The 15,022-nt window shown below is 70.5% G+C and carries 11 protein-coding genes and 1 tRNA gene; 6 read left to right on the top strand and 6 right to left on the bottom strand.

What is annotated here, in order from left to right; genetic code table 11:
* Positions 1-15: 15 nt before the first annotated feature.
* Together V6S67_RS02095 and V6S67_RS02090 are read right to left on the bottom strand one after the other, a co-directional pair.
* On the bottom strand, positions 16-618 hold the full coding sequence (locus V6S67_RS02095; protein WP_334208665.1) for a response regulator transcription factor: 603 nt from the start codon (positions 616-618) through the stop codon (positions 16-18).
* Complete coding sequence (locus tag V6S67_RS02090; RefSeq protein WP_334208664.1) at positions 615-1,958, bottom strand: sensor histidine kinase; 1,344 nt, start codon at positions 1,956-1,958, stop codon at positions 615-617. Before V6S67_RS02090 ends, V6S67_RS02095 begins: the two co-directional genes overlap by 4 nt.
* Positions 1,959-2,071: 113 nt before the next feature.
* On the opposite strand from V6S67_RS02090, the gene V6S67_RS02085 reads away from it, so the two are divergent.
* A complete protein-coding gene (locus V6S67_RS02085; RefSeq protein ID WP_334208663.1) occupies positions 2,072-3,085 on the top strand; it encodes an ABC transporter ATP-binding protein in 1,014 nt (337 codons plus the stop codon).
* Between the two features lie 38 nt (positions 3,086-3,123).
* Positions 3,124-3,885, top strand: a complete 762-nt coding sequence (locus tag V6S67_RS02080; RefSeq protein WP_334208662.1) for a hypothetical protein — start codon at positions 3,124-3,126, stop codon at positions 3,883-3,885.
* A 65-nt stretch (positions 3,886-3,950) separates the two neighbouring features.
* On the opposite strand, the gene V6S67_RS02075 is transcribed toward V6S67_RS02080, so the two are convergent.
* From V6S67_RS02075 to V6S67_RS02065, 3 genes are all read right to left on the bottom strand, one after another.
* Positions 3,951-4,160 carry a YbdD/YjiX family protein gene (locus V6S67_RS02075; RefSeq protein WP_334208661.1) on the bottom strand — a complete coding sequence of 70 codons (210 nt, stop codon included), beginning with the start codon at positions 4,158-4,160 and terminating at the stop codon, positions 3,951-3,953.
* Complete coding sequence (locus V6S67_RS02070; RefSeq protein ID WP_334208660.1) at positions 4,160-6,436, bottom strand: carbon starvation CstA family protein; 2,277 nt, start codon at positions 6,434-6,436, stop codon at positions 4,160-4,162. The genes V6S67_RS02075 and V6S67_RS02070 overlap by 1 nt, the downstream gene beginning before the upstream one ends.
* Before the next feature lie 148 nt (positions 6,437-6,584).
* Positions 6,585-6,830, bottom strand: coding sequence for a hypothetical protein (locus tag V6S67_RS02065; protein ID WP_334208659.1), 246 nt, complete (start codon positions 6,828-6,830; stop codon positions 6,585-6,587).
* A gap of 181 nt (positions 6,831-7,011) precedes the next feature.
* Here V6S67_RS02065 and V6S67_RS02060 point away from each other — a divergent pair, with 181 nt between their 5' ends.
* A complete protein-coding gene (locus V6S67_RS02060; RefSeq protein WP_334208658.1) occupies positions 7,012-8,046 on the top strand; it encodes an FUSC family protein in 1,035 nt (344 codons plus the stop codon).
* On the opposite strand, the gene V6S67_RS02055 is transcribed toward V6S67_RS02060, so the two are convergent.
* Positions 8,036-9,010 carry an NAD(P)H-quinone oxidoreductase gene (locus V6S67_RS02055; RefSeq protein ID WP_334208657.1) on the bottom strand — a complete coding sequence of 325 codons (975 nt, stop codon included), beginning with the start codon at positions 9,008-9,010 and terminating at the stop codon, positions 8,036-8,038. The two genes, V6S67_RS02060 and V6S67_RS02055, sit on opposite strands and share 11 nt — an antisense overlap.
* A gap of 59 nt (positions 9,011-9,069) precedes the next feature.
* Here V6S67_RS02055 and V6S67_RS02050 point away from each other — a divergent pair.
* From V6S67_RS02050 to V6S67_RS02040, 3 genes are all read left to right on the top strand, one after another.
* A tRNA-Ser gene (locus V6S67_RS02050) sits at positions 9,070-9,157 on the top strand.
* Between the two features lie 147 nt (positions 9,158-9,304).
* Complete coding sequence (locus tag V6S67_RS02045; RefSeq protein ID WP_334208656.1) at positions 9,305-9,817, top strand: septum formation family protein; 513 nt, start codon at positions 9,305-9,307, stop codon at positions 9,815-9,817.
* A 216-nt stretch (positions 9,818-10,033) separates the two neighbouring features.
* Positions 10,034-14,980, top strand: a complete 4,947-nt coding sequence (locus V6S67_RS02040) for an ExeM/NucH family extracellular endonuclease (RefSeq protein ID WP_334208655.1) — start codon at positions 10,034-10,036, stop codon at positions 14,978-14,980.
* The last annotated feature ends 42 nt before the right edge of the window (positions 14,981-15,022 follow it).

Genomic DNA, 15,022 nt, shown 5'->3' with positions numbered 1-15,022 from the left:
TCGGGAGCGGGCACGTCAGATCCAGCCTTGTTCCCATGCACGGGCAGCGGCCTCGTGGCGCGACGGCGCGTCGAGCTTCGCCATCGCGGAGGATACGTAGTTCCGCACGGTTCCCGGCGCCAGGTGCAGTTCGCGCGCGATCGCCTGCACGCTCGCGCCCTGCCGGCCGTGCCGCAGGACGTCGAGCTCCCGGACGGTCAGCGGACAGGACTCACCCGTCAGGGCGCTCGCCGCGATGTCCGGGTCCACGTACCGGCGGCCTGCCGCGACGTCCCGGATGACGTCCGCGAGCTTGTCCGCGGGCGTGGACTTCGGGACGAAGCCGGACACCCTGCTGGCCAGCGCGCGCCGCAGGACGCCCGGCCGGGCATGGCGGGTCACGATCACGACGCGTGTCGCGACCGACCGGAGGATCTCCTCCGCGGCGTAGATGCCGTCGGTCGGGGGCATCTCGAGGTCCAGCACGCACACGTCGGGCGAGTGCTGCTGCGCGAGCCGCACCGCGTCGGTCCCGTTGTCGGCACTCGCCACGATCTCGAGGTCGGGTTCGAGCCCCAGCAGGGCCTCCAGGGCGCCCCGGATCAGGTGCTCGTCGTCGGCCAGGACCAGGCGGATCACGGTCGCTCCCCCGGGGCCGCGGAGGCGGGCGCCCCGACGGGCGGCGCGGCGGTACCCGGCGTGATGTCCGAGGCTGTCCCCGGTGATGCCGCGGCCGTGTCCGGGGCTCCCGGCGTGGTGGCCGTCAGGACGAAGCGACCGCCGTGGAGCCGGACATCGACAGCGCCGCCGATGGCCTCGAACCGCTTCCGCAGGCCCTCGATCCCGGTTCCCACCGTCCGCGGCCCGGGAGCGCCGGCGCCGTCGTTCGTCACCGAGAGGACGTGCCCCTGGCCGCTTCGCACGAGCCGGAACGTCACGCAGCCGGCTTCGCTGTGGCGCAGGATGTTCGTGGTCGCCTCCCGCATGACCCGCCCGAAGAGGGTGCGCTCCTCCGACGGCAGCCCCTCGGCGTCCACCTCCACGGAGGCCTGGATCCCGGCGGCGCGGAGCACTTCGGCCGCGTTGGCCGCCTCGGCGGCGAGGGACACGGCGCGGTATCCGTGGACCAGGGCGCGGGTGTCCTCGAGCGCGGTGCGAGCGAGCTGCTGGGCCTCGTCGATCTGGACGCGTGCAGCCGCGGGATCGACGTCGAGCAGGCGGCCGGCGAGCTCGGTCTTGAGCGCGATGACCTGCAGGTGGTGCCCCTGGATGTCGTGCAGGTCGGCCGCGAAGCGCAGCCGCTCCTTCGCGACCGCGAGCTCGCCGGAGGCCCGGCGGCTGTCGTCGAGCCGCAGCACGATCTCCCACCACCAGATACCGCCCACGAACAGCAGGGGCGTCATCAGGGCCCAGACGCCGAGTGAGACCAGGCCCCCGGTGTCGGCCGCGGGGCCGCCGGCAGGCGTATCGAGGAGGACCCCGAGCATCCCGTGCAGGACGAGTGCGGCGAACGCCATGGCCAGTATCGACCAGCGCGTGCGCCGGTCGACGACGACGGCGACGGCGTTCGCTGCGAACCAGAGCGGCAGGGCGGCGACCCAGAGGGTGTGGGACTGGAGAAGGCCGATGAACCACAGGCCGGCGGGCGGGAGCAGGAGCCAGAGCGTGTACGTCCGCTCCGGCAGTCCGCCGCCGAGCCCGGTCCGGAAGAACCAGCAGTAGCGGGTCAGCGCGGCGACGGACACGACGGCGAGCGCGATGAGGACGACGTCGAGGAGCTGCAGCCCGTAGTCGCCGCCGGAGAGCATGAACAGCGCGTTCACCGCGCTGACGAAGATGACGTACGCCACGATCGACGAGACGCTGTACCGCCAGGTGGCGCGGACGCCGCGGCCGGCCTCCGGGACCGGGACCGTTCCGGCGGCCGCCGCGGGCCGGTCGGGATCCCCGTCCCGGGGGGAAGCCTTGAAGAGCACCATGCCGTCCATCGTAGGACCATGACATTTGTCATGGTCCCGGTGTGCGGACGGGCACGGGAAGAGGTGACGGGCGGGCACTGACGGCGCTCGGCGCCGCTCGGAAGGATGGAGTCATGACTCCCTCACCCAGCACCCCGCCACTGCCCGCGACGCAGGACCGCCCGGCCCCCTCGGACGGCACGGCACCTGCGGACACCATCGCCGTCTCCGCCGCGGGCCTGCGCTGCTCCTACGGTTCGTACGAGGCGGTCCACGGCATCGACCTGACCATCCGCAACGGTGAGTTCTTCGCCCTGCTCGGCACCAACGGGGCCGGCAAGACCACCACCATGGAGACGCTCGAGGGCCACCGCGCAGCGACGTCCGGCACCGTCTCGGTGCTCGGGGGCGACCCGTACCGCGACCGGTCCTCCATCCGGCCCCGCCTGGGCATCATGCTGCAGGAGGCAGGCTTCGCCGACGACCTCACCGTGGAGGAGACCTGCCGCCTGTGGCTCCGCCTGTCCACGGCAGACCCCCGCGCCAGGACCCGCGAGGAGGTCATCACAGCCGGCCTGGAGGTGCTGGACCTCCGCGCCAAGGCCTCGACCCGCGTCAAGATGCTCTCGGGCGGGCAGCGCCGCCGCCTGGACCTCCTCCTCGCCACCGCCAACGAGCCCGATGTCCTCTTCCTCGACGAGCCGACCACGGGCCTCGACCCGGAGTCCCGCGAACGGACCTGGGAACTCGTCCGCGGACTGAACGATGCCGGGACCACGGTGGTCCTCACCACCCACTACCTCGAGGAGGCGGAGCGCTACGCAGACCGGCTGGCGATCATGCACGACGGCGGAATCGCCGTCGAGGGCACCCTCGCGGAGGTGCTGCGGCGCGAGCCGTCGACCGTCTCCTTCGAGGTCGACGCAGCCGTCGACGTCCTGCAGCTCAAAGGACTCGGCCTGTCACCGGACTTCGTGCCGACCCCGTCCACGACGAAGGTGATCGTGCCGACGCCCGATCTGCAGCGCGACCTCCGGACGGTCCTGTCCTGGGCCGACTCCTCCCGGATCAGGCTGGACCGCCTGGCCGCCTCGGAGGCATCGCTGGCCGCCGTCTTCCGCCGGGTCAGCGTCGGCGACGCCGCCTAGCCATCCCGGACCCCTGACACCCCGACCTGGAGAGACCCATGACAACCCTCGCGCACACCCCGTCCCCGTCCGCCGCCGCCCGCATCACGGCCATCGCGCTCATGGAACTGCGCATCATCTTCCGCAACAAGACGGTGCTGACCGGCGCGGTGCTGATGCCCGTGGCCATGGCCGCCTACATGTTCTACATCGGCGCCGACCAGATGAACGGCCCGTCCGGCGCCGCCGTCCTGGCCGGGCTGACCCTCATGGTCGTGGCCCTCCTCGGCGTCTACCTCACCGCGACGACGACGCTCGCGACCCGGCGGCAGGAGCTGTTCCTCAAGCGCCTGCGCAGCGGGGAGTCCTCCGACACCGTGATCTGGCTGGGCATGCTGACGCCCATCGTGGCGCTCGTCGCGGCGCAGCTCGCGGTCATCGCCGTGGGCCTCGGCGTCGCGGGCGTGGATGCTCCGACCCGGCCCCTGGTCGTCATCGGGGCGGTCCTCGGCTTCCTGGCCCTGTGCGCGACCACCGGCATGCTCACGAGCATCTACACGCCCTCCGCTGCGGCCGCGCAGATCACCACGCTGCCGTTCCTCGTCGTCGTGATCGGCTCGTTCTTCTGGACCGCGTTCGACGACGGCTTCGAGCTTGTCTCCCGGCTCACCCCGGGCGGCGCGCTGCAGAACCTCCTCATGGCGGGGTGGGGTGTGGAGGCGCTCGATGCCTCGGTGGCCGGCGCCGCCGTCGTGCTCCTCGCCTGGATCGTGCTGCCGTACAGCATCGCCGCGAAGCGCTTCCGGTGGGAGAAGCGCTGACCGTCCCGCACGACGAAGCCCGGCACTCCGTGCGGAGTGCCGGGCTTCGTCGTGCCTGGACCTGCTCAGCAGCAGCGTCCCTCGGGGTTCGCGTCCTGGCGGTCGGTCTTGTCCCGCCAGAACTCGCGCTCCGTCATCGGGAGCCCGCCGGCGTGGGAGCGCTCGTGGTGGTCGAGGTACGCCTGGTAGGCGTTCTCCCCCATGACCCCCTTGAACAGCCACGCCAGTTCACGGGCTGTGTCCCGTGCGTGGGAGAGCACCTGCGGCACGGTCATCAGTGCCCCGTCCGCGCCGGCCGCTTGCCCGGCTCCAGGGCGGCCCACTGTGCCTCCAGCTCCTTCTCCGCCGGGGACGCGATGAGGCCGGCCGGCGCGAAGAGGCGCGAGGCCAGCGGGACGTCCTCGTTCTCCTTGCCGCCGCCGTGCCGGTAGGCGCGGATGGTCGCGAGGATCGCCGTCAGGATGACGATGATCGACAGCACCACGAAGATGATCGACAGCGTGCCCTGGATGAAGGTGTTGCGCACCACCGCTTCCATGGCGGCCACCGTCTTGGCCGTGCCGAAACTCTCCTCACCGGCCGCCAGGGCGTCCCTGAACGCCGTGTGCTGGGCCCAGTAGCCGATGGCCGGGACCGGCGAGAAGATCTTCAGGAACGACGCCGAGATCGTGACGACGGACGCGAAGGCGAGCGGGACCGCCGGGATCCACAGGAACCGGAAAAGCCCCTTCTTGGCGCAGATCGCCATGCACACCGCGAGCGCGATGGCCGCGAGCAGCTGGTTGGCGATACCGAACAGCGGGAAGAGCGTGTTGATGCCGCCGAGGGGATCGGTGACGCCCATGATGAGGATCGCCCCCCAGCCGGCCACCATGATGGCCGTGCAGATCCACGCGCCCGCCCGCCAGGAGGTGTCGCGGAAGCGGGGCACGAAGTTGCCGATGCTGTCCTGCAGCATGAAGCGCGCCACGCGGGTGCCGGCGTCGACCGCGGTGAGGATGAAGAGCGCCTCGAACATGATGGCGAAGTGGTACCAGAACGCCATCATGCCCGCGCCGCCGAAGACGCCCTGCATGATCTGAGCGATACCGACGGCGAGGGTCGGAGCACCGCCCGTCCGGGAGACGATCGATTCCTCGCCGACGTTCGAGGCCATCGTGCTCAGCGCCTCCTGGGTGAGGTTCACGCCGGTGAGGCCGAGTCCGTTGACGAACGTCACGGCGCCCTCGATGGTGCCGCCGGTCGCCGCCGCGGAGGAGTTCATCGCGAAGTAGATCCCGCGGTCGATCGACAGGGCCGCGACGAGCGCCATGATCGCCACGAAGGACTCCATGAGCATGCCGCCGTACCCGATGAAGCGGGTCTGGCGTTCCTTCTCGATCATCTTCGGCGTGGTGCCGGAGGAGATGAGGGCGTGGAACCCGGAGAGCGCACCGCAGGCGATGGTCACGAAGAGGAACGGGAACAGCGTGCCCGCGACGACGGGACCGGTGCCGGAGGTCGCGTAGGGCGTGATGGCGGGGACGCTGATCTCCGGCCGGGTGATGACGATCGCGACCGCCAGCATGACGATCGTGCCGATCTTCATGAACGTGGAGAGGTAGTCGCGGGGTGCCAGCAGGAGCCAGACGGGCAGCACGGCGGCGATGAAGCCGTAGATGATGATGCCCCACGCGATCGTGATGCGGTCGAGGGTGAAGATCTCGACGCCCCATGCCGTCTCGGAGATCCAGCCGCCGCCGACGATGGCGAGCAGCAGCAGCGCGAAGCCGATGAGGGACACCTCGGTGACCTTGCCCGGCCGCAGGTAGCGCAGGTAGACCCCCATGAAGAGGGCGATCGGGATGGTCATGGAGACGGAGAAGACGCCCCAGGGGCTCTCTCCGAGCGCGTTCACGACCACGAGCGCGAGGATGGCCACGATGATGATCATGATGGTCAGGGTGGCGATGAGGGCTGCGGTGCCGCCGATGACCCCGAGTTCCTCGCGCGCCATCTGGCCGAGGGAGCGGCCCCCGCGGCGCATCGAGAAGAACATGACGAGGTAGTCCTGGACCGCGCCCGCGAAGATGACGCCGATGATGATCCAGAGCGTGCCGGGGAGGTAGCCCATCTGTGCCGCGAGGACGGGGCCCACGAGGGGTCCGGCGCCGGCGATGGCGGCGAAGTGGTGGCCGTAGAGGACCCGGCGGTCGGTGGTCGCATAGTCCTTGCCGTCGGCCTTGTACTCGGCCGGAGTGGCTCGGCGGTCGTCGGGCTTCAGGAGGTGGCGCTCGATGAACTTCGAGTAGAACCGGTAGGCGATGAGGTAGGTGCAGACGGCCGCGAAGACGAACCAGATGGCGTTGACGGTCTCGCCGCGGACGATGGCGAGCATGGTCCAGGCGATCCCGCCCAGGAGTGCGATGCCCACCCAGAGGGCGATCTTCGCCGGCGTCCACCGGCGGTCTTCTGCTTCGGCCTGCTGCGGGTCGACGGCGACCGGCGGCAGGTCCGGATCCGTCACCAGCACGTCGGCGTGCCGGTGGGATCCGTTCTGCTTCTTGCTCATGATGCTCCTCGGGTGCGGAAGTGTGGTGCACACGAAGGTAGCAACGTAGTGAGGCCTGCGTCACACCGCAAGCGGTCAGGGCCCGTCGTTGCGCCGAACGCGCCCGCCGGTGCGGCGAACGGACGCGCGCACCGGCCGGCCGCCTGCGTCAGGAGGGACCGCGGGCAGCGCCGTCCGAGTCGTCGTCGAGCACGGCCGGCGGCTCGTCGTCGTTCGCGTTCATGCCCTCGCTGAGGCTCGAGTGCGTCCGCGTGCGGTCGTCGGCGGGTTCGTCGGCGTGATCCGTCGGACCCTCGTTGACGCCGTCGGGTACCTGGTCGCCGAGGTTCTCCGCGAAGCTGTCCGCCGCCTGCGACAGACCGTTCTCGCCGCCCTCGGAATGCGTGTTCTCCACCGTGGTGCTCCTTCCGGTTCGCTGTCCTGCCAGCCTCGCACAGCCCTCCGGTGATCGGAAGCATGCCGACGGTTCGACGCGGGCGACCCGTGATGCCGGGACAGGAGTAGTGTTGATCGGTGGCATTCCGCCACCCGATGCCAGCGGCGCCGTCGATCCTCCGACCGGAAGCCCGCAGTCCGTGCCACTCCTCCGTGACCTCGTGCACATGGCCCCCTCGGCCTCCGACCACCACCCCGCGCTGCGCTGCGCCGTGGGCGTGGGGGTCCCCCTCTTCGTCGTCCTGCTGCTCGGCAGGCTCGATCTCGCGGTGTTCGCGACGTTCGGGGCCTTCGCCGGCATCTACGGCAGGAACGAGCCGCACCGTCCGCGGCTCGCCACCCAGCTGCGCGGTGGCGGCCTCATGCTCGCGGTGATCCTCGCGGCGGCGCTCACCGCACGGGCCGACGTCGGCCCGTGGGGTCTGATCCTGCTCACGAGCGCCGTGGCGGGGCTGGGCACCTTCCTCGCGGGCCTGTTCCGCCTCCGCCCGGGCGGATCCCTGTTCCATATCTTCGCCTTCGCGGCCATCGCCTCGGTGCCGGCCCAACCGCCGCTCTGGCAGGGGCTCACGACGGCGGCGGCGACGGTGGCGTTCGCCGTCCTCCTCGGACAGGCGGGCCTCCTCTGGCCGGGCCATCGCACGCCCTGGCGCAGGGCACCCGCCGATCACCCGACCGCCCGGCACCTCGCGGCCCTGGGACGCGAGGCCGCCCTGTACGTGGTGGCGGCCCTCCTCGCAGGCAGCGTGGCCACCCTGCTGGGGATCGGCCACACCTACTGGGCCATGGTCGCGGCGACGGTCCCCCTGGTCGGTCAGTCCGCCCGCGCCCGCGTGACCCGGGGCCTCCAGCGTCTGCTCGGGACGTTCGCCGGGCTGGTCCTGACCGCGCTGATCCTGCTCCCGGGGCTCCCGGCCTGGCAGCTCGTCCTCGTGATCGCCGTCGCGCAGTTCGCCGCCGAGATGTTCATCCTCCGGCAGTACGCGCTCGCGCAGGCCTTCGTCACGCCGCTCGCCCTCGTCTCCACGGAGCTGGCCCACCCCACCGACCCGGCGGGCCTGCTCGTTGACCGGGGCCTTGAGACCGGGATCGGCGCGTTCGTCGGGATCGCCCTGGTGCTGGCGCTGCACCTCCGGCAGCGCGCTGCGGAGGTGCGGACCCCGCTCAGTCCATGACCAGCAGGACCTTCCCGGTGTGCTCCCCCGAATCGAAGTAGGCGTGGGCGGCCGCCACGTCGGCCAGCGGGAAGGTCCGACCGACGAAGGGCTTCACGGCTCCCGTGGCGACGAGCGGCCACACGTTCTCGCGGACCGCCGCCATGATGGCGGCCTTCTCGGCGACGGGCCGGGCGCGCAGCGTGGTGCCGGCCACGCTCGCCCGCTTGCCCATGAGCACCCCGAGGTCCAGTTCCGCCGTCGCGCCTCCCTGCAGCCCGATCACCACGAGACGCCCGCCGGTCGCGAGGGACTGGAGGTTCCGTGCGAGGTACTTCGCGCCGACGACGTCGAGGACGACGTCCACTCCGCGGCCATCCGTGGCGGCCCTCACCTCCTCGACGAAATCCTGTTCGCGGTAGTCGATGAGCGTCCGTACGCCGAGGGACCGGGCGATCTCCAGCTTCGCCGCGGATCCCGCCGTCACGTGGGGCACGGCGCCCAGGGCGAGGCCCACCTGCACGGCCATCACGCCGATGCCGCCGGACGCCCCGTGGATCAGGACGTCGTCCCCGGCGGCGAGGCCCGCCTGCAGCACGAGGTTCGACCACACGGTCGCGGCCGTCTCCGGCAGTCCCGCGGCCTCGACGAGGTCCACGCCGTCGGGAGCAGGGACCACCTGGCCCGCCGGTACGGCGACCCGCTCCGCGTAGCCGCCGCCGGCCAGCAGGGCGACCACGGGGTCTCCCACGGCGAACGACGAACCGCCCGCGTCGGCGATGCGGCCGGAGACCTCGAGGCCCGGCAGCGGGGACGCACCCGCGGGCGGCGGGTAGAGGCCGCGCCGCTGCTGGACGTCGGCGCGGTTCAGGCCGGCCGCGACGACGTCGACGAGCACCTCCCCCTGCCGGAGCACGGGCTCCGGGACCTCCTGCACGGAGAGGACCTCCGGTCCGCCGGCACCCTCGATCACCACTGCACGCATGCCCGCCTCCACTCCCTCGGTGTTTGGGGCTCCCCGCCCTTCGTGAAACACTAGCGGGGGGAAGGTTGTCCGAGCGGCCGAAGGAGCTGGTCTTGAAAACCAGTGGGCGGTCACCCCGTCTCAAGGGTTCGAATCCCTTACCTTCCGCTCCCAGGGAGGCTCCGCAGCGCGGGGCCTCCCTTTTCTTGCGCCTCCGCCGTCATCGGGTGCCGTGGTGCCCCGAGCGTGCGATCCGGTACTGTCCCGAGGAGCAACAGCCATGCCACGGGCGCCGTGGCCGATGACGGGGTCTCGATGGGTACTGGGCAGCACAGGAGCAGGGGACGCCTGCGGGCGACGGCGGCCGCACTGGTGATCGGGGTCCTCGCTTCCGTCCCGGGCTGCAGCGTCTTCGGCCCACCCGGCCCGGAGCGCGACGCCGACGGCGCCGTGACGGCCGAGGCCACGACGGACGCCTTCTCACTCCAGGTGGGCGACTGCATCAACGACCCCGGCACGGAGAGCGTCACCGACATCACCGTGCTGCCGTGCGATCAGCCCCACGTCTTCGAGACCTTCGCCCGCACCGACATGCCCGACGGCGAGTACCCGGGAGTGCCCGCCGCCAACACCGCCGCGAGCGAGTTCTGCGCCGGGGAGTTCGCCACGTACGTGGGTCTGAAGTACGACGCATCGGTCCTCGAACTGCTCTACTTCTACCCGGTCGAGGAGAGCTGGAAGGCGGCGGGCGACCGCGAGATCCTCTGCTTCGTCGCCGAGCAGGGCGAGGAACCGGTGACCGGGACACTGCGGGACGCCCGCAGATAGCGGGATCCCCTTCCGCCGGACCACCTCTTTCGATTCTTCACGGCGCCGACGGTGTTTTGGTAACCGGATGTTCACGATGTTCTGGTTGTCTACTCCTGGGGATGGAATGTCACCTGTGTCACATAGGGTGCTCATGCCAACGCGCCCACCCATCGACGGGTCGGCGGGCTACACACACGGCCGTCTCACGGCCATCGTCAAGGAGAATTCGAACGAATGGTTAATTCGTCATGGAAGGGAGCGCTCGGTGCGGCGCTGTCGGTGGGGCTGATCGCCTCACCGATGATCGCACTACCGGCCGGTGCGGTGGAGACACCACCGGCGACGGCGTCCGTCGCAGGGAACGGCGTCGTCATCAACGAGGCATTCCTGACCGGCGGTTCCGCAGGGACGCCGTTCACCAACAAGTACGTGGAGCTCTACAACCCGACCGATGCACCCGTGAGCCTGGACGGCTGGTCGCTCCAGTACCGCGGGCCGGCATCCACCGCGACACCGGGTCCGACGGCCCTCAGCGGCACCATCCCGGCCAAGGGCTACTTCCTCATCCAGGGTGGCAGCAACGGCACGGCGGGTTCCGCTCTGCCCACGCCTGATCTCGCGATCGGAATCAACCCCGGCGCCCCGGGCGGCGTCCTCGTGCTGGCGAACCAGACCACGAGCGTCGGCGCCCTGCGCACCGGCAGCATCGTCGGCACGCCCGGCGTCGTCGACGCCCTCGGCTACGGCACCGCCACCGCGTTCGAGGGCACGGTCGCCACGACACCGGGCGCCGGCAGCACGAAGTCCGCGAACCGCACGGCCTTCGCCGACACGGACAGCAACGGCGTGGACTTCACGCTCCAGGACCCGACGCCGACGAACAGCGCATCGGCCCCTGCCGGACCGACGCCGACTCCGACGCCGACCCCGACGGTTCCGTCGGCACCGGCCGCGGTCACCCCCATCCGCGACATCCAGGGGACGGGCCCCACGACGCCGCTCTCCGGCAAGGCCGTGACGACGCGCGGCAAGGTCACCGCGGCGTACCCCACGGGCGGCTTCGCGGGCTTCTACCTGCAGACCGCGGGCAGCTCGGCAGCAGTCGACCACACCGCCTCCGATGCCGTCTTCGTCTACTCCCCCGCGACCGTCGCCTCAGTCGCCGTGGGCGACTACGTGGAGGTCACCGGTACCGCCGGTGAGTTCGCCGGCCTGACGCAGATCACCGTGCCCGCCGGTGGCACCACGAAGCTCACCGAAGCGGCCGAGGAGCCCAAGGCCTCGGCCATTGCGCTGCCCGCCACCGAGACGGCGCGTGAGGCAGTCGAGGGCATGCTCTTCCAGCCCTCCGGCGCGTACACCGTTGCCGACAACTACACGCTCAACCAGTACGGCGAGGTCACCCTGGCCGCCGGTACCGAGCGCCTCCGCCAGCCGACCGACGTCGCCCGCCCGGGCACGGAGGAGAACGCAGCGGTCGCCGCGGACAACGCGGCCCGGAGCGTCCGGCTCGACGACGGCGCCTCGACCAACTTCTTCACCGGGGCCAACCGCGACAAGGTACTCCCGTACCTGACGCAGTCCCAGCCCGTGCGTGTCGGCTACGGCGCCACCTTCACCTCCCCGGTGGTCCTCGACTACCGCAACAGCGCCTGGAAGTTCCAGCCGCTCGCCGAGCTCAACGGCGCGAACCCGGGCGGCGTCCAGCCCGTGCAGTTCGCCGGCGAGCGCCCCGCCGCTCCGGCGGAGGTGGGCGGGAACCTGAAGATCGCCTCGTTCAACGTGCTGAACTACTTCCCCACCACCGGTGAGGACCAGACCGGCTGCCGGTACTTCACCGACCGCGCGGGCAACCCGATCACCGTCGACGGCGGCTGCAACTCCCGCGGCGCCGCGAACAAGGTCAACTTCGAGCGCCAGGAGGCAAAGATCGTCGCCGCCATCAACGGCCTCGACGCCGACGTCGTGACGCTCATGGAGGTCGAGAACTCCGTGCGTTTCGGCAAGGACCGTGACGCCGCGCTGGCCACCCTCGTGGAGGCGCTCAACGAGAAGGCTCCCGGCACCTGGGACTACGTCCGCTCACCCGCGGCCGTTCCGGCTCCCGCCGACGAGGACTTCATCCGCACCGCCGTGATCTACAAGAAGGCCGTGGCGGAGCCCGTGGGCGAGTCCGTCATCCTCAATGACAAGGTGGCGTTCTCCAACGCCCGCAAGCCCCTCGCACAGGCGTTCAAGCCGGTGGGCGGCACCGAGGCGGAGACCTTCCTCGCGATCGTCAACCACTTCAAGTCCAAGGGCTCCGGCCCCAGCTCCGGCGGTGACGCCGACACGGGCGACGGCCAGGGCGCCTGGAACGCCGCGCGCGTCACGCAGGCCAGGGCCCTCGTGGCCTTCGCGGACACCATGAAGGCCACGGCGAAGACGGACAAGGTCTTCCTGACCGGCGACTTCAACTCGTACACGCAGGAGGACCCCATGCAGGTCCTCTACGAGGCCGGGTACGTCAACCAGGGCGAGAAGGAGGGCGACTTCTCGTACGTCTTCTCGGGCCTGAGCGGCTCGCTCGACCACATCCTGGCCTCGAAGGCTGCGGATGCCGCAGTGACGGGCGTGGACACGTGGAACATCAACTCCGTCGAGTCGGTAGCCCTCGAGTACAGCCGGTTCAACAACAACGTCACGGACTACTACGTGGCGGACCAGTACCGCGCCAGCGACCACGACCCCGTGATCGTGGGCCTCGACCTCGCGCCCGCGGCCACCACCGCGGAGCTCAACCTGCTGAACATCAACGACTTCCACGGCCGGATCGACGCCAATACGGTGCGCTTCGCCGGGACCGTCGAGAAGCTGCGCGCCGAGTCCGGTGAGGACAGGACGGCGTTCCTGTCCGCCGGTGACAACATCGGTGCGTCGCTGTTCGCCTCCTCCCTGCAGGAGGACAAGCCCACCCTCGACGTCCTGGACGCCCTGGGCCTCCAGGCCTCGGCCGTGGGCAACCACGAGTTCGACAAGGGCCTCGCGGACCTGACCGGGCGCGTCTCGGACACCGCGGACTTCCCGTACCTGGGTGCGAACGTCTACACCAAGGGCACCACCGAGCCCGCGCTCGACGAGTACACCATCATCACCGTCGACGGCGTCGACGTCGCCGTGATCGGCGTCGTCACCGAGGAGACCGAGTCACTCGTCAGCCCCGGTGGGATCGCGACCGTCGACTTCGGCGACCCCGTCGAAGCCGTCAACCGCGTGGCGCAGGAGATCGAGGACCAGGACCTCGCCGACGTCATCGTCGCCGAGTACCACGAGGGCGCCGGGGACGGCGTCGTCGAGAAGGCGACCCTCGAGCAGGAGATCGCAGCAGGCGGTGCGTTCGCGAGGATCGTCACCGGGACCACCCCCCTCGTGGATGCGATCTTCACCGGTCACACCCACAAGCAGTACGCGTGGGACGCCCCCGTCCCGGGCGTCGAGGGGAAGACCCGGCCCATCCTGCAGACCGGTTCCTACGGCGAGTTCGTCGGCCAGATCAGCCTGACCGTCGACCGGGCCACCGGGGACGTCCAGTCCTACACGGCGCGCAACGTCGCACGGACCACGGACACCGACGCAGCTCTCGTCGCCGGCTTCCCCCGGGTCGCCGAGGTCAAGAGCATCGTCGACGCGGCCCTCGCGCAGGCGGCGGTCATCGGCAACCAGCCCGTCGGATCAGTCACCAAGGACATCACGTCGGCCTTCATCGGCACTGCACGTGATGACCGCGGTTCGGAGTCGACGCTCGGCAACCTCGTCGCCGATTCGCTGAAGGCCAGCCTCTCCTCCGCCGAACGCGGCGGGGCACAGATCGGCGTCGTCAACCCGGGTGGACTCCGCAACGAGCTCTACTACGCACCCGACGGCGTCGTGACGTTCGCCGAGGCGAACGCGGTGCTGCCGTTCGTGAACGACCTCTGGACCACCACCCTGACCGGTGCGCAGTTCAAGGCGATGCTCGAGCAGCAGTGGCAGCCCGACGGCAGTTCGCGTGCGTTCCTGGCCCTCGGCCTGTCGGACAACGTGAGCGTCACCTACGACCCCACGCTCGCGCGGGGTTCGAGGATCACCTCGGTCACGATCGACGGTGCACCGCTGGACCCGGCGAAGGGGTACCGCATCGGCACCTTCAGCTTCCTCGCCCAGGGCGGTGACAACTTCACGGCCTTCCGTGAGGGCACCGACACCCGCGAGTCGGGCCTGGTGGACCGCGACGCGTGGATCGACTACATCAGGGCGAACAGCCCGCTGTCGCCGTCGTTCGACCGTCGCAGCGTGCAGGTGCAGGGCGCTCCGACCACGGTGAAGGCCGGCGACGCCGTCACCTTCACGGTGTCGAAGCTGGACCTCACCTCGCTCGGCAGCCCGGTGAACACCACGCTGGCCGCGAGCTTCGTGGCCGCGAACGGCACCGTCACACAGCTCGGGTCCGTCCCGGTGGCCGGTGGCAGCGCCACCGTGAACGTCACCATCCCGGCGACCGCGAGCGGACAGGGCCGGATCGTCCTGACGGCCGCACCGAGCACGACGACGGTGACCCTGCCGGTCAGCGTCGGAGCGGGCGTCGTCTTCTCGGACATCGAGGGCAACCTCCACGAGGATGCCATCGCGTGGCTCGCGGGCCGTGGGCTCGCGAAGGGCTATGAGGACGGCACCTACCGGCCGCTGAGTTCCATCAACCGCGACGCCATGGCGGCATTCCTCTACCGCCTGGCCGGCGAGCCCGAGTACACAGCACCGGCGGTCTCACCGTTCAAGGACATCACCCCTGCCATCCAGTTCTACAAGGAGATGTCCTGGCTCGCCGAGACCGGGATCTCCACGGGCTACGGTGACGGCACGTTCCGTCCCCTCGAACCCGTGAACCGCGATGCCATGGCTGCCTTCATGAACCGCTTCGCCGGCGACTACTGCAACATCGGCGACGCAGCGGAGTTCACGAACCCCGCGTCGGCTTCCTTCCCCGACGTCCCCGTGAACCTGCAGTTCGCACGGGAGATCGCCTGGATGAAGGAGTCCGGGATCAGCACCGGCTGGCCTGACGGAACCTACCGTCCGGTGACGCCGGTCGCCCGCGACGCCATGGCCGCCTTCATCCAGCGGCTGGACGCGTACGAGGGCACCAACGGGGGCTGCAAGCCCTAGCGTGACCCGCGGGGTCCGCCAGCGGGCACCGCACCAGCAATA

This window comes from Arthrobacter sp. Soc17.1.1.1 (assembly GCF_036867195.1).
Classification (GTDB): Bacteria; Actinomycetota; Actinomycetes; order Actinomycetales; family Micrococcaceae; genus Arthrobacter_D.
Note: the sequence above shows the minus strand (reverse complement) of the source record. Positions and strands in the feature narration are given on the sequence as shown.

Bases quoted from the DNA above. Each gene is read 5' to 3' on its own strand.
- V6S67_RS02090 (WP_334208664.1), bottom strand. From the start codon at position 1,958: ATGGTGCTCTTCAAGGCTTCCCCCCGGGACGGGGATCCCGACCGGCCC.
- V6S67_RS02085 (WP_334208663.1), top strand. From the start codon at position 2,072: ATGACTCCCTCACCCAGCACCCCGCCACTGCCCGCGACGCAGGACCGC.
- V6S67_RS02080 (WP_334208662.1), top strand. From the start codon at position 3,124: ATGACAACCCTCGCGCACACCCCGTCCCCGTCCGCCGCCGCCCGCATC.
- V6S67_RS02075 (WP_334208661.1), bottom strand. From the start codon at position 4,160: ATGACCGTGCCGCAGGTGCTCTCCCACGCACGGGACACAGCCCGTGAA.
- V6S67_RS02070 (WP_334208660.1), bottom strand. From the start codon at position 6,436: ATGAGCAAGAAGCAGAACGGATCCCACCGGCACGCCGACGTGCTGGTG.
- V6S67_RS02055 (WP_334208657.1), bottom strand. From the start codon at position 9,010: ATGCGTGCAGTGGTGATCGAGGGTGCCGGCGGACCGGAGGTCCTCTCC.
- V6S67_RS02045 (WP_334208656.1), top strand. From the start codon at position 9,305: ATGGGTACTGGGCAGCACAGGAGCAGGGGACGCCTGCGGGCGACGGCG.
- V6S67_RS02040 (WP_334208655.1), top strand. From the start codon at position 10,034: ATGGTTAATTCGTCATGGAAGGGAGCGCTCGGTGCGGCGCTGTCGGTG.